Annotated in this window: 18 protein-coding genes; 14 read left to right on the top strand and 4 right to left on the bottom strand. The window is 30.3% G+C overall.

Annotated elements, in window-relative coordinates; all coding sequences use genetic code 11:
- The first annotated feature begins 326 nt into the window (after positions 1-326).
- The 5 genes from LV469_05785 to LV469_05765 all read left to right on the top strand — a co-directional run bounded on the left by LV469_05785 (position 327) and on the right by LV469_05765 (position 4,387).
- Complete coding sequence (locus LV469_05785; GenBank protein UHR02158.1) at positions 327-464, top strand: hypothetical protein; 138 nt, start codon at positions 327-329, stop codon at positions 462-464.
- Positions 465-518: 54 nt separating this feature from the next.
- Complete coding sequence (locus tag LV469_05780) at positions 519-2,273, top strand: recombinase family protein (GenBank protein ID UHR02157.1); 1,755 nt, start codon at positions 519-521, stop codon at positions 2,271-2,273.
- Between the two features lie 178 nt (positions 2,274-2,451).
- The gene (locus LV469_05775) at positions 2,452-3,279 is read left to right on the top strand and encodes a hypothetical protein (protein UHR02156.1); all 828 of its coding nucleotides are present in this window, start codon (positions 2,452-2,454) and stop codon (positions 3,277-3,279) included.
- Positions 3,242-3,808, top strand: coding sequence for a hypothetical protein (locus LV469_05770; protein UHR02155.1), 567 nt, complete (start codon positions 3,242-3,244; stop codon positions 3,806-3,808). Before LV469_05775 ends, LV469_05770 begins: the two co-directional genes overlap by 38 nt.
- A gap of 186 nt (positions 3,809-3,994) precedes the next feature.
- Positions 3,995-4,387 carry an HNH endonuclease gene (locus LV469_05765; GenBank protein ID UHR02154.1) on the top strand — a complete coding sequence of 131 codons (393 nt, stop codon included), beginning with the start codon at positions 3,995-3,997 and terminating at the stop codon, positions 4,385-4,387.
- A 308-nt stretch (positions 4,388-4,695) separates the two neighbouring features.
- On the opposite strand, the gene LV469_05760 is transcribed toward LV469_05765, so the two are convergent.
- On the bottom strand, positions 4,696-5,640 hold the full coding sequence (locus tag LV469_05760; protein ID UHR02153.1) for an Abi family protein: 945 nt from the start codon (positions 5,638-5,640) through the stop codon (positions 4,696-4,698).
- A 564-nt stretch (positions 5,641-6,204) separates the two neighbouring features.
- On the opposite strand from LV469_05760, the gene LV469_05755 reads away from it, so the two are divergent.
- The 8 genes from LV469_05755 (at position 6,205) to LV469_05720 (ending at position 12,848) form a co-directional block, all read left to right on the top strand.
- Positions 6,205-6,885 carry a response regulator transcription factor gene (locus LV469_05755; GenBank protein ID UHR02152.1) on the top strand — a complete coding sequence of 227 codons (681 nt, stop codon included), beginning with the start codon at positions 6,205-6,207 and terminating at the stop codon, positions 6,883-6,885.
- Between the two features lie 8 nt (positions 6,886-6,893).
- A complete protein-coding gene (locus LV469_05750) occupies positions 6,894-7,934 on the top strand; it encodes a HAMP domain-containing histidine kinase (GenBank protein ID UHR02151.1) in 1,041 nt (346 codons plus the stop codon).
- A gap of 69 nt (positions 7,935-8,003) precedes the next feature.
- Positions 8,004-8,699, top strand: a complete 696-nt coding sequence (locus LV469_05745; GenBank protein UHR02150.1) for an ABC transporter ATP-binding protein — start codon at positions 8,004-8,006, stop codon at positions 8,697-8,699.
- On the top strand, positions 8,683-10,494 hold the full coding sequence (locus tag LV469_05740) for an ABC transporter permease (GenBank protein ID UHR02149.1): 1,812 nt from the start codon (positions 8,683-8,685) through the stop codon (positions 10,492-10,494). Before LV469_05745 ends, LV469_05740 begins: the two co-directional genes overlap by 17 nt.
- A gap of 292 nt (positions 10,495-10,786) precedes the next feature.
- Entirely contained in the window at positions 10,787-10,990 is a 204-nt protein-coding gene (locus LV469_05735) for a class I SAM-dependent methyltransferase (protein ID UHR02148.1), read from the top strand.
- Between the two features lie 103 nt (positions 10,991-11,093).
- Positions 11,094-11,867, top strand: coding sequence for a GNAT family N-acetyltransferase (locus tag LV469_05730; GenBank protein ID UHR02147.1), 774 nt, complete (start codon positions 11,094-11,096; stop codon positions 11,865-11,867).
- 35 nt (positions 11,868-11,902) lie between these two features.
- Positions 11,903-12,352 (top strand): GNAT family N-acetyltransferase, encoded by a 450-nt coding sequence (locus tag LV469_05725; protein UHR02146.1) that lies wholly within the window; start codon positions 11,903-11,905, stop codon positions 12,350-12,352.
- 10 nt (positions 12,353-12,362) lie between these two features.
- Complete coding sequence (locus LV469_05720) at positions 12,363-12,848, top strand: class I SAM-dependent methyltransferase (GenBank protein UHR03590.1); 486 nt, start codon at positions 12,363-12,365, stop codon at positions 12,846-12,848.
- Between the two features lie 367 nt (positions 12,849-13,215).
- Here the strand turns inward: LV469_05720 and LV469_05715 are convergent, their stop codons facing one another.
- Positions 13,216-14,346 (bottom strand): copper amine oxidase N-terminal domain-containing protein, encoded by a 1,131-nt coding sequence (locus LV469_05715; GenBank protein UHR02145.1) that lies wholly within the window; start codon positions 14,344-14,346, stop codon positions 13,216-13,218.
- Positions 14,347-14,878: 532 nt separating this feature from the next.
- Between LV469_05715 and LV469_05710 the strand changes: the two genes are divergently transcribed.
- Positions 14,879-15,199, top strand: coding sequence for a hypothetical protein (locus LV469_05710; GenBank protein UHR02144.1), 321 nt, complete (start codon positions 14,879-14,881; stop codon positions 15,197-15,199).
- 264 nt (positions 15,200-15,463) lie between these two features.
- On the opposite strand, the gene LV469_05705 is transcribed toward LV469_05710, so the two are convergent.
- Both LV469_05705 and LV469_05700 read right to left on the bottom strand, forming a co-directional pair.
- Entirely contained in the window at positions 15,464-16,168 is a 705-nt protein-coding gene (locus LV469_05705) for an ABC transporter permease (GenBank protein ID UHR02143.1), read from the bottom strand.
- A gap of 8 nt (positions 16,169-16,176) precedes the next feature.
- Positions 16,177-16,929: a hypothetical protein gene (locus tag LV469_05700; protein ID UHR02142.1), complete on the bottom strand. Its 753-nt coding sequence runs from the start codon at positions 16,927-16,929 to the stop codon at positions 16,177-16,179.

Here is a 16,929-nt window from a genome sequence, read left to right as displayed (position 1 = left end):
TATTAGTAATTATAATAAAAAATTAAATACAAATAACAATCGAAAAAGTTTCTTTCATTTTAGAGGATTTATGCCTAGTAGCATAAGTCCTCTTTTTATGTCCAAATTAATAAATAAATAAAACTCAAATATTATAAAAAAATATAAATCTGGTTACCAAAGAAGGCGAATTTCACTTTATAAAGTGAGTGGTATTTTGTCATCTTTCTATAAAAATCTAAATTCTTTGAAGTGTGAATATTTCTAAATTTCTTAGGTGAGATTAGTATTTTTCAAATTTAATCCATCTATCAAAGTAAAAAAATTAACTTACATAGGAGGTTAAAATGCAAGCAATAAAGATTTATAGTATGAGAGTTGCTATGTTATGCAGACTTTATGAGCTTAAATTAATTAATGATAAGGAATATGCAAAAATAAAAAATAGAATAGAAAATGATTATAAGAAGATGGATAGAAAGTAATTGCTCTTGCGATATAATAACACTGTAGAAAGATATAAATGGGAAGGAGGTAAAATGAATACTAAAGCAAGAGTAATAAAAGCTTCAAATACAAGAGCAAGAAATAGAAATGCACTACATTTAGATTTAAAACGTGTTGCAGCATATTGTCGATTAAGTACAGATAGTAAAGACCAACCTGAATCATATAAATCTCAAGTTGATTATTATACAAATCTAATAAAAAATAATAAGAACTGGACTTTGGCTGGCATATACGCAGATGAAGCAACCACAGGGACAACTGCTACTAAAAGAGCTGATTTCATGAGACTAATTAGCGATTGTCAAAATGGAGATATAGACATGATAATTACTAAATCTATATCAAGATTTGCTAGAAATGCATTAGATACCTTAAAGTATGTAAGACTATTAAAGGAAAACAATGTTGGTGTAGTATTTGAAGAAGAAAATATAGATACTTTGACAATGGATGGAGAGTTACTATTAACAACATTAAGTTCAGTAGCTCAACAAGAAGTAGAAAATACCTCAGCCCATGTGAAAAAAGGACTGAAAATGAAAATGGAAAAAGGAGAACTTATTGGTTTTCAAGGTTGCCTTGGATATGATTATGACCCTACAACAAAAAGCATCTCTATAAATGAAGAAGAAGCCAAAATTGTTAGATATATCTTTAAGAGATATTTGGAGGGTAATGGTGGTTCAGTCATTGGTAGGGAACTAGAAGAACAAGGATATCTTACCCCTAGAGGTAAAACAAAATGGTCTGATACTACAGTGTTAGGAATAATTAAGAATGAAAAGTATATTGGAGATATATTAATGGGAAAGACTTTTACAGTTGATCCCATAACAAAAAGAAGACTAGCAAACTTTGGTGAATCTGATAAATATCAAATTGAAAATCATCACGAGCCAATTATATCAAAAGAAGATTTTGAAAAAGCACAGGAGATTAGACTCAGAAGAGCACAAAACAGAAACACAATTGCTAATAAGGATAGGAAGAGAGAAAAACTATCAAGGCAATACGCTTTTTCAAGTATGCTGGAATGTGGATTTTGTGGAGATATACTTTCAAGAAGAACTTGGCATACAAGTTCAATTTATAAAAAAAATAATTGGCAATGTGTAAAGTCAACAAAAAAAGGTAAAAAATATTGTCCTCATTCAAAGGGAATACAAGAAGCAGCAATAGAAAAAGCTTTTGTTGAAAGCTACAGACAATTATGCCACACAGATTCAACAGTAATAGATGACTTTTTAAAAATTGTAGAAGAAGAAATAAATGATAATACTTTAGTCAAAGATTTGAAAAAGTTAGAAAACCAATTAAGCAGAATCATTAGTCAAGAAAGAAAGTTAGTTGATCTTCATTTAGAAGATAGTATAGACGAAGAAGTTTATGCTAAAAAGTATAAAAAACTTACAAAACAAAAAGAAGAATTAATTGATGAAAAGAAAACACTAGAGCTAACTATCAAAGATGAAAACTCTATTAAAGAAAGACTAAAGCAATTTAAAAAGGTCTTAGAAAATAGAGAAATTATAGAGGAATTTAACAGAACAGTGTTTGAAAGCATAGTTGATAAAGTCGTGGTTGGAAGAATTGACAAAGACGGAACAGTTCATCCATATGACCTGACATTCTACTTCAAAACAGGAATTAAAGATAGTCAAGATTCTAATAACTTTAAAGATAAAAGAAAAAATGCCAAAGACAATGACAGTGATAAATTGTGCTCCTACAAGAAAGACGAGGATAAAAAATTATGTTCCCAAGCAAAAGACAACGCACGTTGAAGCCCTAGCCGTACTTATCAAGGAGCGAAGCGACGCTGAGAAGTAGAGGCAGGTCTCATGCAAAGATTTCCCAAGGGAAGCGACCGATTAGGGAGCTTCGATTGGCAGAAATCGACTGCTGAGTGTGTGTTTGATGGAAAGAAAATAAAAAGTTTAAAAATTACTATAGGAAGTGAATATGGAAGGCAATTTTTTAGAAAATGTATGGATAGATTCAAAGATTATTGAAGATTGTATTATTGGCAGGGTTGTAAATGTTGGTAAAATTTATGGGTTAAATAGTGCTTATGAAATATGGAATGAAGCAAATAATACTATACTAAATTGTAATGATAATAAAGAAAAGCTAAACCAGGGATTCTTATCTCTAAAAAGAGCCTTTAATGTAACGTCAATGGAGTTAAGAAAAAATTTAGGGATTGACAATATAAAATACAGTTCTAAAAAGAAAACCAAAGATTTTTTAGAGGATTTAGAATATTTTGAAATTATAAAAACACTGACATTAAATAAGTATCTTAATCTTAGAAATCTTATAGAACATGAAAATCATTCTCCACCTTCAGTTGAAGATTGCTTATCTTTATCAGAATATATATGGAATTATATTGGAAATACAGCTAATATTCTTAATCAATTTACAGAATATATTAGTATTACTAGCGATAATAATAAAATTTTATTTGAATATATTATAGAAGAAAAGAACAATATGTATTTTCCTCATTTGTATGTTACAGCTTTTGTAGAATCAAAATTTGTTTCATATCTTTATAAAGAGAACTCAATAAATGTAGAAAAAATAAACTTGTTAAACAAATTTGATTTACAGAAAGAAATAGAGTTTGAAAAAGGATCTGAATATATAGACGATTTAAGGCATATTGCTATTAAAGGAGAAATTCTTGATCAAGATATCATTGCTGAGTACATTAAAGTATTGATTTTACCAGAATATGGAGGTTTAGATGACATATCAATTCAATCAATTTTCTCAAAAGCATGAGATAATTGATTTTGAAATTTTTTTAACGTCTGATTGTGAATATGATGATATTATGCTAGGAAGAATAGATTTTTTCGAATATTTATGGCAAGACGAGGTAGAAGTTAAAAAGTTTATAGCTAGTATAAGCTTTTATATTTTTAATATTTATAATATTGAAGATATGTTATTATTAGCTGATAGTATTTCTGGTGATTTAGAATATGTAGCAAGTGCTTATAATACCTATTGTAATGAAGTTAGAGGAATAGGATCCGTAGCTATAATAGACGAATTTAATTTAGCAGATGAGGCGGAAGATTTTTATGGTAAAATACAAATTATTAAATACTTTTTAGTAAAAACAATAGAGAAATTACAAATAATAGGTACAGGGACATTGCTTTTTATGTCCAAGGCTTTGATTTTAGATATTAACAAATCAGATAGAATATACTTAATAAATGAATTACTAGATATTAATTGCATACCAATATATCAAGATGAAAGCGATGTTGTTTTAGCTAGAAATTTAGACTTAACAGTATAAGCTCAACAAATATTGATTGACACCACATATATAGACTAAAATAAAATTTATCACGTGAAACTTAGCATAGCAAGAGAAGCAATGATTTAAGAACTAATATATTTCTACAAGATTAAGTTGAAATAATAATCGACTTGAAATACAATGGTGAATTTAAAGTAGTATATAAATAAGTGGAGAGTAAATATGACTAAAGAAATTAAAACAACGAAAGAAGATATATATGAGTACTGGTTTTCTAGAGTTGATGAAAGCAACTTAAGAGTCGATGCATCTGAAGCATTAGAAAGATGTTGGAGATGTGGATCAAAAAGAAGTCTGGAGAGATGTCATATAATTCCAAGATCCTTGGGTGGTAAAGATATTCCATCGAATTATGTGCTACTTTGCAAAAGATACCATTTAAAAAATCCTAATGTTTATAACCCTGAAATTATGTGGGATTGGTTAAGAGCATATAAGGAATGTTACTATGATACATTTTTGATAAACCTAGGGTTGGAAGAATACGATAGAATCTATAAAAGTAAGTTTAAAAATGATATTGCCATATTTAATCAATATTTAACTGAGAAGTAAGTTAAAGAAATTTTAGTAGATGATATAGATGGATATGCTACGCATCATTTTGGTCAAGCATATTTGAATTCTGCCACTATAGCTGGATTAATGAGAATCTCAATAAAAAAATTAAGAGCAAAGTATAAAATTGGCAAATAACTTAACGATATATTATATGAGTAATAGTACCCGACACACCTCTTATTATAATGCGGACCAAGTCGGTTTTTTTGATTTTACTTAATAGACTTAATATAATTGGTATAATATTATCATAAGCAATTGAGGATAATCGTGATCAAATAAAAAATAAGTAGTTAACTTAACTACTTATTAGGAAATCCTGAAATTGCAAATATGGCATCAATTGATATACTAGTAAATTTATCTTCATATTTATTTTTGATGGAGCTAATTGATGAGATTAAAGATTGGTATTCTTTTTCGGGAATAACTAGTTTAAGGACCAATATTAAATCATGTAAATTTTTTCCAGTATAATTCTCATCAAAAAACTTTTCAAATATAGCGGTTTGACCAGTTTTATTCAATGAGAAAGAATACATGACTTCATCATGGGCACAAACATTTCTGAAAAAATTACAGATTTTAATTATGTCTATAAGTTCAGTTTTACTAATTTTTTCTTTAGACTGGTAACTCTCTTTATATCTTTCACCAAAATCTCTAGCAATTTTATTTTGAAGAGATTCATCTAGGGAATTATAAAAATAAGATATATTTCCTAAAGTAAGGAAATTTACAAGAACCCAAAGAGGAATATGGTCATGCTTTTTTATATAATGCTTAATAGGTTTCTTGCCATTTGAATTTTTATTTTCTCTACTTATGGCATTGGATAATGTCCCTATATTTTTCAAAACATAATTTAGTTGATGCTTTGATGCAGAATAATTTTCAATTTGTAAGTAAGGATATAGTCCATCTCTGTGTAAGTCTGAAAAATGATAAGCACAGGATGTTTTTAGAAGTTTCTCAAAACGGAGCAGAGAAGAAAAAACCACTTCTTTTAATTCACGATCCATTTCATGAAGGGCATAAATTTCTTCAAAACTACTACCAGATTTATATACATCTTCTTCCCCATTAGAAGAGGTATTATCTAAAAATGGAGTTTTATAGCCATTGATAAGGTTATAATAATTAACTTGTGATAAAATAATTTTAGCATATTCTGGATTATTAATGTCTAAACTTCTATTTGAGAGTATTTCAATTTGTTCATCATAAGTTTTAAACGGTTTACTCATATACACGCCTCATAAAAAAACGCCCCGCCACGTATGGCAAGGGCTTGTTCCTTAACTAAATTGTAGCAGAATTATACTTAAAGTCAAGGATTGTAAGAAATAATTTTTTATGATGTATAATCAGAGATGGATATATTCCCACATACGAGGCTTCCCTAAAAAATTAAATTTTATCCATACTGACCACTCAAACCATGTTGAGAGTGTTGTTTTGATGTCAAGAAAATAAGATAAGAGGCTCTAAGACTGTTGAAATCAATGGCTTTTAGGATTTCAGAAGAAATCTTAAAGGCCATTTTTCTTTTTGATAAATACCTTGTAGGAACATATCGATGGTAAAAATCGTAGGGGTGTGTAGACAGGATAGATATTTATAAGGAGAGTGGAGAAGAAAAACTGAAAGTAATCTTTAAGTCAAGGATTGAAATTGATATCAACAAGTAGTAGATTCGTAAAGGGTCTGTTTTTACTTATAATGGCAATGGTGTTAAACTAAATTGAGTGTATTTTTGTACTTATAATGTATAATCTAACATAGATTAAATGATTTTTAGGAGATTTTATATGAACAAGATATTACTATTAGAAGATGACAAGAGCCTTATTTATGGGTTGTCATTTTCTTTTGAAAAGCAAGGGTTTGACGCTGATATAGCTAGAACTATAAGCGAAGCTTTAGATTTATGGTCAAAAAACAAATACGAATTATTAATTTTAGATGTATCTCTTCCTGATGGATCAGGGTTTGAATTTTGCAGAAAAGTCAGAGAAAACTCTGATGTACCTATTATTTTTCTAACAGCCTCTGACGAAGAAACAAGCGTAATTATGGGTCTGGAAATTGGTGGAGATGACTATATAACTAAGCCATTTAAATTGAGTATTTTAATCTCAAGAATAAATGCACTTCTTAGGAGAACAGAAAAATATAATAACCAAAATATCGAATCAAATGGTATAAAAATTCATTTATCAAAAAGTGTTGCTTATAAAAATAGTCACGCTTTAGATCTAACGAGTGGTGAATATAAACTGCTTTGTTTATTTATGAAAAATCCTGATATTGTCCTATCTAAAGATCAAATTTTAGAGAAATTATGGGATATTAATGATAATTATATAGACAATAATTCCGTAACTGTATATATTCGTAGACTTAGAGTGAAAATTGAAGACAATCCTAGCCATCCCAAAATGATACAAACTATTAGAGGCCTGGGATATAAGTGGAACATATCTTGTTGAGGTAAACAATGATGTCAGTATTTTCAGATGAAAACAATAAAAGATATTTCAAACATATCTTTACAGTGAATATCTTATTCGCCTTATCAATTCAAGTATTTACTTGGAAAGAATTCAAAACTATTTCTACTCCTTTAATTTTTATAAGTCTTATTTTTATTTTTTTGACACCTGGTATATTTTATCTTTATTTAAAACGCCAAGAAAAAATTATAGAAAATGCAGAAGCACAAATCAATATGTATCTTGAAGGCAATCATAATGCTCAGATTGATTCTGACAAAGAAGGGACAATTTATAGGTTATTTAATTCCATAAATCAGATGGTTTCAATATTAAATGCCCGAGCCAAGAATGAATCTAAAGAGAAAAAATTTCTAAAAGACACTATATCTGATATATCTCATCAATTAAAGACACCATTAGCAGCTTTAAACATATATAATGAACTTATTTTTAATGAAGTTGATAAAGATTATCCCATTAAAGTTTTATGTGAAGCGTCAGACCATGAGCTTAATCGAATGAATACATTAATACAAAACCTTTTAAAGTTAGCTAAGTTTGATGCAGGTGTGATTGTTCTTAAAAAATTGAATGAAAATGTGTATGCAATGATTAAAGATGTAGAACTCCGATTTACATACCGTGCAAAAAGTGAAAAAAAACATCTACAAGTTTCTGGAGATGAAAAAATAAATCTTATTTGTGATAGAGATTGGCTATTGGAAGCAATAAATAATATTGTCAAAAACGCTTTTGACCATACTGAAAGCGGTGATGTAATTAAAATTGAATGGGAGCAATTCTCGTCGATTTTACAAATTAAAATTACTGATAATGGCTTTGGTATACATGAGGATGATCTTTATCATATTTTCAAGCGTTTCTATAGAAGTAGACATTTAACAGATTCACAAGGGATAGGCTTAGGACTACCCTTAGCAAAGTCTATCATCGAAGGACATGGTGGCACAATTGAAGTTTCTAGTGAATTAGGTTATGGGACTACTTTTATATTAACTTTTAGAAATCCTACAAAATTGTAGGATTTTAGTAATTTAAGTGTAGGAATGGAGTGTTATTCTTTAATAAATAGAATAGGATCGAGGTGTTTTATGAGTTTATTAGAAGTTAAATCTGTTTCAAAAATATATGGAAAAGGCGACAATGCAGTGCATGCTTTAAAAGATATTAAATTTTCTGTAGATAAAGGAGAATATATAGCTATAGTAGGAGAGTCAGGTTCTGGGAAAAGTACCCTACTGAATATAATAGGCGCGCTAGATACTCCTACTGAAGGTAAAGTTATTATTAATAATAAAGATTTGTTTTCAATGAAAGATAGCGAGCTTACAGTATTTCGCCGCAGAAATATAGGTTTTATTTTTCAGGGATTTAATTTGATTCCAGAGTTGACTGTGGAACAAAACATAATCTTTCCAGTTTTATTGGATTACAAGAAACCAGATAAAAAATATCTTGAAGAACTATTAAATATATTAGGACTACAAGAGAGAAAGAATCACTTGCCAAGTGAACTTTCTGGTGGTCAGCAACAGAGGGTTGCTATCGGTAGAGCACTTATAACAAAGCCTTCTCTAATTCTAGCAGATGAACCAACGGGAAACCTAGATTCTAAAAACAGTTCAGAGGTTATCAGTTTACTAAAAGAATCTTCACAGAAATATGAACAAACTATAATTATGATTACACATAGCCGTTCGATAGCTCAAGCAGCAGATAGAGTTTTAAGAGTTTCAGATGGAATACTATTTGATCATGGAAGTGCTACAAATGAAAAGTTATCTTAGTTTAATTCCAATATCAGCTAAAATTCGTAAAAAACAGAATCATTTAACTATAATGTGCATAGCTATTTCAGTATTTTTGGTAACAGCAATTTTTAGTATGGCTGAAATTGGCTTACGAATGGAAATTGATAGATTGAAGTTAAAGCATACTGGTTTTAGTTTCAACGATGTATTAAAAAGTAACTTGGGGCAAACTTTAATTCCTGTAGTTATGTTATTATTTATTTTGATACTTGTAGCTGGTGCTTTAATGATTTCTGGAAGTATTAATAATAGTGTTGCTCAAAGAACTAAGTTTTTTGGGATGATGCGCTCTCTTGGGATGAGCAAAGGTCAGATTAAAAAGTTTGTAAGGTTAGAGTCACTAAATTGGTGCAAAACAGCTATTCCTATTGGTACGTTAATAGGTGTTGTTTCAACTTGGATTCTTTGTGGTGGACTAAGATATATAGTTGGGGAAGAATTTTCTAACATACCTATTTTTACAATAAGTGTAACTGGTATTCTAGCAGGTGTTCTGGTAGGACTTGCAAGTGTTTTAATTGCCGCACAAATACCTGCGAAAGAAGCCTCTAAGATTTCTCCAATTGCGGCTCTTTTTGGAAATACAGAATCTAATATAGGAAATAAACAATTAGTATATAATAGATTCTTTCATATTGAAAAATCACTAGGAATAAATCATGCTATAGAAAATAAAAAGAATTTATTTCTAATGTCAGCTTCCTTTGCATTAAGTATTATCTTGTTTCTAACATTTATAGTTTTCGGACAATTTGTAAATTATATAATGCCACAATCTTCTGCCAGAGCAGATATAGAGATTACAAGTAAGGATATTTCAAATAATATTGATCCAAATTTGTTGAATAAATTAAAAGAAGTAGATGGAGTAAAAAATGTATATGGTAGAAGAAGCGCTTTTGATGTAAATGCAATTTTAGAATCTGAATCTAACCGTAGAGAAAAAATAGATATTATCTCATATGATGATTTTGATTTAAAAAGTCTAAAAAAAGATAAAGCCCTAAAGAGAAAAAGTGATTTATCGAATGTATTTGGCAATAGCCATTATGTTTTATCTACTTGGGATAGAGATAGCAATAATAAAATTGGAGATAAAATAAAAATTAAAGGAGAAGATTTTGAAATAGCTGGACTATTGAAATACGATCCATTTACTAGCGATGGTGAAACTGGAGGTAAAACTACAATAATAACTTCAAATGAAACATTCAAACAGATAACAAATGAAAATGGATATAACTTAGTCATGTTACAGACTGATGAGAATTTTTCAAATGAAAGTATAAATGAAGTTCAAAAGATTATGGGGAACAAGAATACAATAAATGATCGTAGAGAACAAAAGACAACAGGAACATATATGGCATTTATGTTTTTTGTATATGGTTTCATAGCGATTATCGGTCTTGTAAGTCTATTAAATAGTATCAACAGCATATCCATAAGCGTATCATCAAAAATAAAACAATATGGAATGATGCGTGCAGTCGGTATGGATAAGCTTCAAATTAAGAGAATGATTAAAGTAGAATCAGCAACCTATGGTTTCTTTGGCTGTTTTATAGGGATTATTGGTGGTGTTTTGCTGAATAAAATTATATTTACAAAATTGATAGAAAATCATTTTTCCTATGCCATTTGGCAGTTTCCAATTTTGCCGGTAATAATTTCGATAGGTTTTATATTGACTTCAGTAATCATTTCAACATATAAACCTATTAAAAGAATTAATAAGATGTCCATAACTGACAATATAAATGAATTGTAAATTATTCTTTCTTATAGCTATATTTGCAGTTCATCTTAGTAGTATTATGACTAGTTCAATTAGAGGGTTTAAACAGCTCTTTTATGGGCTGTTTTTTCTTAACTCTAAAATGATATAATGAATTATAAGATGTTTATTGATTAACATATTCCCACAAACGAGGCTTTTGAAAAACTTTGAAATTTATCCACACTGACCACTCAAGCCATGTTGAATGTATAGTATTGATGTTAAGGAAATAAGTTCAATATAAATGTGCTTATGATAATATATATTAAAAGGAGTGTTGAAAGTGATTGATAAAAGCAATAAAAAATTTTGGGATAGATTTGCAAAGCTATATGCTCCATTTATGAAAAAAGATAAGGGGGTTTATGATAAAGTTTGCGAATACATTCGCCCTCATTTGAATAAAGATATGGATGTGCTTGAAATAATCATACCGAAATGGATACAAGATGTAGGCAAAATTAAAATGTTTGCCTTTGCGGTGTAAAAGCTGCTCTTGCGGTGTAAACGGAAATCCGGGGTTTGCCCGGTTATTTGGTTGCCGGTGTATTTAAAGGATCACAAGAAGTCATAGGAGGGGCATAATTAAATTGAAGTGGACAAATGAGATGATAAAGAAGATAGCTATGCAGCAATCTGCTATAGATTCCAATTGCCGTGTCGAGGATTTTATTTGCGGTAAGAACGTTGTGGCAATTTCAAAAGAAAACAAATCAGCAAGAAAATATTTAAATCTTCCGCACATATGCAACTTGATATCCTATGGAGATAATATTGTTGCCAGCGTTTCAGAAAAATATAAAGACGTTGTAGAATACTATATCAATAAATATCCGATCGAGCATTGTTTTGAAACACCGAATATGCACGTGTTAAATGATGCTTTTCAAAAAGAAGGATCTCGTGTGTGTTTTATGGCTGAATATTTTTTGCCTGATATATCTGTTTTGACTCCGTTGCCTTGCGATCATGAGTTAAAGATATTATATCCGGAAGATTTTAAAGGGCTGTACACAGAAACGTGGAGTAATGCTTTATGCGAAAAACGCAAGGAGTTAGATATTCTTGGAGTTGGAGCATATCGTGATGGCACATTGATAGGGTTAGCGGCGTGCAGCGCAGACTGTGAAACTATGTGGCAGATCGGAGTTGACGTACTTCCTGAACATCGAAGGAAGGGAATAGCATCGGCATTGACCAGCAGATTGGCAATAGAAATATTAGAAAGCGGTAAGGTTCCATTTTATTGTTGTGCATGGTCAAATCTGAGATCTGCAAGAAATGCAATAAAAAGCGGATTTCGTCCGGCTTGGGTCGAAATGACAGTAAAACCTGCTTCAACGGTAAATGAAATGAATATGTGATCGCAAGATATAAATGAATAATTAAAGGAGAACAAATGATTATCAGAAAATATCAGCCGTCAGACTGCAAAGAATTGGCAGACCTGTTTTATAATACTGTCCACACAGTCAACGCAAAAGATTACACAAAAGAACAGTTAAATGTATGGGCGACAGGACAGGTGGATTTAGAGCAATGGAATAAGTCGCTTCAAGAACATTTCAGTGTTGTTGCGGTTGATGATGAAATCATTGTGGGTTTTGGGGACATAGATAAAACAGGCTACCTTGACCATCTATTTGTTCATACCAGTTATCAGAGAAAATGTATTGCAAGTGCTATTTGCAATCAACTGGAGCAAGCTGTTCAAGGAGATATTACTACCCACGCTTCTATTACAGCGAAACCTTTCTTTGAAAAAAGAGGTTACAAAATTGTCAAGGAACAGCAGGTAGAACGACAAGGAATTTTTCTTACAAATTTCTGTATGAAAAAAACCAGATGAAATTAAATGTATAGAACTTGCTTGTGGATCGGGGCAATTTTCTTTTAGTCTTTCGAGGCTTACTAAAAGTTGGATTGGTACAGATTTTTCCGAACAAATGATTATGGAAGCGAAAAAGCATGAAAAACACGAAAGCCTCACATTTGAAGTAGCCGATGCAAGTTCGCTATCTTTTGCTGATGAAAAGTTTGATAGCGTTCTAATTGCTAATGCACTTCATATTATGCCTAATCCGGATGAGGCAATGAAAGAAATATATCGGGTGCTAAAGTCTAATGGCACTTTGTTTGCCCCTACTTTTCTATGGAAAGAGGGAAAACAAAATTATTTTATAAAAAAGTTGATGTCTATTTCAGGTTTTAAGATGTATAAAGAATGGAATAAAAAGCAATTTGAAGATTTTATTGAAGGGCATGGATTTTTGATACGTGAAATGAAATTGGCCTATGGGGGTCTTGCGCCGATTGGTGTTATGATTGCTCAAAAGGTATCTTAAAAGATTTTGTTTTTTGAATTTTAAAATAGAGAAAAGCCAAGTTTTATAGTCGGAATTTAAAAATATAAAATTGCAAAATCTCCTTGATTAATCTTCGTTATGCAAAGTTTAGTGTTTAAATAGTCCTCGAAAAAGAATCCAGATGTAGTTTTTTCACTTCTTTTATCAAGTTGTAAAAGTCAAAAAATATGGTGGATTTTTGGGGGTCTATCATCTTTTTGTGCTTATTACGTCATTGCAGGTATTTTTCTAGAAGTCAAGAAAATGAAATAATAAGTTTACTAATATAAAAGTCTGATTCAAAAATTTTAAAGTGTCTATATTTTCCCGCAAATAAAAAGAGTCCAGTTTCCCGAACTCTAAGTTTTTAATATTTGGTAAAATAATATCCGCTATCTAAGCTTTTAAAGTACAGTTTAGTTCCAGATTTATCTAAAACCCATTCCTCATTAGGTAAATATGGTGTTTGACCTTTGAAATATCCCGTGTCTCCATAAATTATTTCTGATTCATCAGGAAATTCTATAATATTTGTTGAATTATTAAAGTATCCAATTTGCTCGCAATAAAATTCTGAACTAGGATCACTAGATAGAATAATTCTAGTTGTTATTTTGTATAAATTGTCGCCCAGACTTTCGATATATTTGTAATTTCTAACATTAACAGTAGAACCATTGAAAGTAAGCTTACCAGATGAATACCAAGTTCCTACAAGTGGATCTGATGATGGGCTTATATATTTTGCATCCTTAAGTTTCATATCATCTGGGACATTTGATTTGTTTGCATTCGCTTTTGGTTTACTTGTGTCAGTTTTTGGTTTACTTGTGTCAGGTTTTGTCTTAGAAGAGACATCGTTAGAATTTGAACCGATAACTGAATATAAGCTGTCGTAAACAGAATTTACAAGTTCATTTATTGTTTTATACTCTTTTTTATTACCATCTATATCCTCGCTCTTCTTAGCAATATTTATAGTATATTGCGACATCATTTTGTCTTCTTTTCCATAATAGTAAACGATTTTGTAGAAGGCATCATATTTTGGATTATCACCAATATATACAGTTCTATACTCATTCGAATAATCTACCTTTTTGCCAAAAGCTTCTGCTATTGCACGAAGGGGCACAAAGGTTCTGCTGTTTTTTATTTCAGGAGATGAATCCAGCTTAACATCTTTGCCATTGACCTTCATATTATCTGAACCTATTTTAAGCTCCACACTAGTTTCTGATGAATTCATGGTAACCATTTTTTCTTTTGAATCCCATTGAACATCGTAGCCAAGTTCTTCAGCTATAAATCTAATAGGCACATAAGTTCTGCTATTTTTGATATATGGCTCTGCATCGCTGTAGACTATGTGATCATTTACGATGATTCCATTTAGTGCTGGATTTTTTCTTTCGTTTTTTGCTGCATAAACATTTACAGATGAAAGCATCAGCATAACTATTAGTGCAAGACTAGCGACTGTCTTATTTTTTTTCATTTAATCCTCCTTATAACCTTTTGATTCTCTAAACTCCTTGGAAATAAAATAAATTTCAAATCTTTTGGATAATTGTGGCGAATATGTACTGCAATTTTATTTCCTAAAATACATTCTCTCTTAAATAAATAATATCATAACTATATTGCTTTATCCATTACTTTTGATGCAGTAATTTGTTTTAAAAAAGACTAAAATAAATTTGAAATTAAGTATAATAATCAATGTGCAATTAAACTAGAGTGTCCCCTTTCGCCTTCATAGCCTTTATGAGTTATGCTGGGGTTTTAATCTTAGCCCGAAAAATTTCGGGTTCTATCTATAAAAAGCTCAGCATTACCTTAAATAAATAGGTAGCTTATCAAATTGTAAAATAAGATGAGACTTAATTAAGTTAAATCATACGCAATTTATCAAGTCTAAATATCAGTATCTAGTTTTATGTGATTTACGGATTCCAAGTAAGACTTTATAATAAAATAAAGAAAAGAGGACGAAAATTTGATAAATGAGAATTTGAAAGGATATTGACATGATGGAGAAGTTAAAAAAGAACATAGTTTTCTATTTGCTATTTTTGATAGACTTTTATATCATTCCTTTATTCATAAAAGACACAGCAAGTGCAATGGCTCTTATGCTAGTAATTATCCCACTAATATGTTTAATAATTTCTGTTTTTTATGGCATTAGGGAGGGGTTTGATTTTTGGTATATTTTTAGTGTAGCAATTATATTTATCCCATCTATATTTATATTTTATAACTCAAGTGCATGGGTCTATGCAGTGGGATATGCGGTGATTGCATTGTTTGGAGATTTAATAGGATTATCATTTAGGGAAGATAAATAATGTAAGTCGATAGCTGTTTTTTATAAATATCAAATTAATGGGGAAATTAATATGTTATAAAATTTGCGAGAAGAGATTTTTTAGATAATTAATAAAATGAGTAATACAAACTTACAATTATAGATTATTAAATTTTAGCATCTACAAAAGTAGGTGCTTTTTTGTAGTTGGAATGTTAAATTTAGCATTAAATCAAAAAAGCTGAATCAAGCCGGATAAGATAATAAGGGGCGCTGGAAAATTTTATTCCAACAGCCCCTTTTTTTATTTGTTTTCGTATTTTAGAAATCTATTTGAAAGATATAGAAAGATTATTAATTCGCCTAGAGCAAATAGGACCAATAATGCCAAGTCGTGTGCATTTATAAATCTAAAGTTGTTTGCTTCTATTGCTAAGAAGCTTATGCCTATTATTTTTAGAGATTTGTAAGCTGAAGCGAAGCCGAGTATTGTAAGGATGGTGGATAAGAGGATTATTACTCCAAAGGATTTTATCCTTATGGCGAGGGCTCCAAAAATTCCTATAATAGGAAGTGACAATAATATGCTAAGAGCTATATAGTAAAAATATATACTAAAGTCTATGCTTGAGAAATGTCCTATAAATTTTCCGCCTGCATAAAATAAAGCTAAAAAATATATCTGACAAAAGCTAACTATTATAAAAGCTAAAATTAACTTAGCTAGTACAAATGCCATATTTTTCTTGGGGCTTAGTCTAATGAATTTAAGTCCTGCTTTGTGTTCTGGTGACCATAGACTAGCTGTTACGATTGCTATAAGGGGCACATAGAAAAATGAAAAGTAGAACAGACTTACTTGGGTCCACAATGATTGCCATTCGTGGGTCAAGGTCTCCCTATTTCCCATATAATTTATAAGGCCAAAGGCGTTGGCTAGTAGGGGAATTATCAGACTTACTAGCAAGATATTTGTAAATTTTATTTTTTTAAATTCTAATTTTAACATAAGTCCTCCTAGTCCTTGTATAGATTATAAGTTTTCATTGCCTTTAAGTAGCCAAGGCAGACTATTAAAAGAATAAGGGCAATTATTAAGGTATAGAAATTTGTTGGGTTTAGCACTTGGATAAATGAGCCTTCTTCTTTTATATAAGAAGTGTTTAAAAGGCTTGCCATCCAAGCAAAGGGATTCAAATAAGTGAGAATTTTAGATGTGAGCATACATATTACTCCTGTGAGACCTCCTATTATTGAAATAAATGATAGGGTGTAGACTTTTTTGCTCTTTATCTCGATTATCATAAATAGCCCCAGAAAAAATAAATTTATTATTAAAGCCGATAAGTTTACTGTCACAAATCTCAAAAGCATTTCGCTATTTAGGCTAAAATGATCTGAATGCATGGCTATTTTAATAAATCCTAGAGCTTCTATAATTTGCAGTACAATTAGCTTGAAAGATAAATTTTTAAACTTATAAAGAAGAATAGAATTGACTTTTTCGCCAAGGATTATTTGCATCTGCCACATCTTGTTTTTTTCTTCAATTTCCATTACTTTTTTTACAAGCGATGATATTAATATTGGATTTATAAGTAGAGATATAAATAAATATGTGTCCAATATCTGAGCGAGGGGATAGGGACTTTTTGAAAAAGAATTAGAAAAGCTTACACCTTTTACCATCAGCATTTGAGCAACAAATACTAGTAGTATCAAGAAATTTATTCCCAGTCTTTTATATTTTTTTCTTTCTAAGTTTTTCAT

The organism is Peptoniphilus sp. GNH, assembly GCA_021307325.1.
Lineage (GTDB): Bacteria > Bacillota > Clostridia > Tissierellales > Peptoniphilaceae > KA00134.
The sequence above is the reverse complement of the archived record's forward strand: the minus strand, read 5'-3'. Positions and strand labels throughout refer to the sequence as shown.

What these genes read in the sequence shown, in the direction of transcription:
- LV469_05750 (UHR02151.1), top strand. Translation starts at nt 6,894, where the DNA reads ATGATGTCAGTATTTTCAGATGAAAACAATAAAAGATATTTCAAACAT.
- LV469_05705 (UHR02143.1), bottom strand. Translation starts at nt 16,168, where the DNA reads ATGTTAAAATTAGAATTTAAAAAAATAAAATTTACAAATATCTTGCTA.
- LV469_05715 (UHR02145.1), bottom strand. Translation starts at nt 14,346, where the DNA reads ATGAAAAAAAATAAGACAGTCGCTAGTCTTGCACTAATAGTTATGCTG.
- LV469_05740 (UHR02149.1), top strand. Translation starts at nt 8,683, where the DNA reads ATGAAAAGTTATCTTAGTTTAATTCCAATATCAGCTAAAATTCGTAAA.
- LV469_05765 (UHR02154.1), top strand. Translation starts at nt 3,995, where the DNA reads ATGACTAAAGAAATTAAAACAACGAAAGAAGATATATATGAGTACTGG.
- LV469_05760 (UHR02153.1), bottom strand. Translation starts at nt 5,640, where the DNA reads ATGAGTAAACCGTTTAAAACTTATGATGAACAAATTGAAATACTCTCA.
- LV469_05710 (UHR02144.1), top strand. Translation starts at nt 14,879, where the DNA reads ATGATGGAGAAGTTAAAAAAGAACATAGTTTTCTATTTGCTATTTTTG.
- LV469_05785 (UHR02158.1), top strand. Translation starts at nt 327, where the DNA reads ATGCAAGCAATAAAGATTTATAGTATGAGAGTTGCTATGTTATGCAGA.
- LV469_05770 (UHR02155.1), top strand. Translation starts at nt 3,242, where the DNA reads ATGACATATCAATTCAATCAATTTTCTCAAAAGCATGAGATAATTGAT.
- LV469_05745 (UHR02150.1), top strand. Translation starts at nt 8,004, where the DNA reads ATGAGTTTATTAGAAGTTAAATCTGTTTCAAAAATATATGGAAAAGGC.
- LV469_05780 (UHR02157.1), top strand. Translation starts at nt 519, where the DNA reads ATGAATACTAAAGCAAGAGTAATAAAAGCTTCAAATACAAGAGCAAGA.
- LV469_05725 (UHR02146.1), top strand. Translation starts at nt 11,903, where the DNA reads ATGATTATCAGAAAATATCAGCCGTCAGACTGCAAAGAATTGGCAGAC.
- LV469_05775 (UHR02156.1), top strand. Translation starts at nt 2,452, where the DNA reads ATGGAAGGCAATTTTTTAGAAAATGTATGGATAGATTCAAAGATTATT.
- LV469_05755 (UHR02152.1), top strand. Translation starts at nt 6,205, where the DNA reads ATGAACAAGATATTACTATTAGAAGATGACAAGAGCCTTATTTATGGG.
- LV469_05700 (UHR02142.1), bottom strand. Translation starts at nt 16,929, where the DNA reads ATGAAAAACTTAGAAAGAAAAAAATATAAAAGACTGGGAATAAATTTC.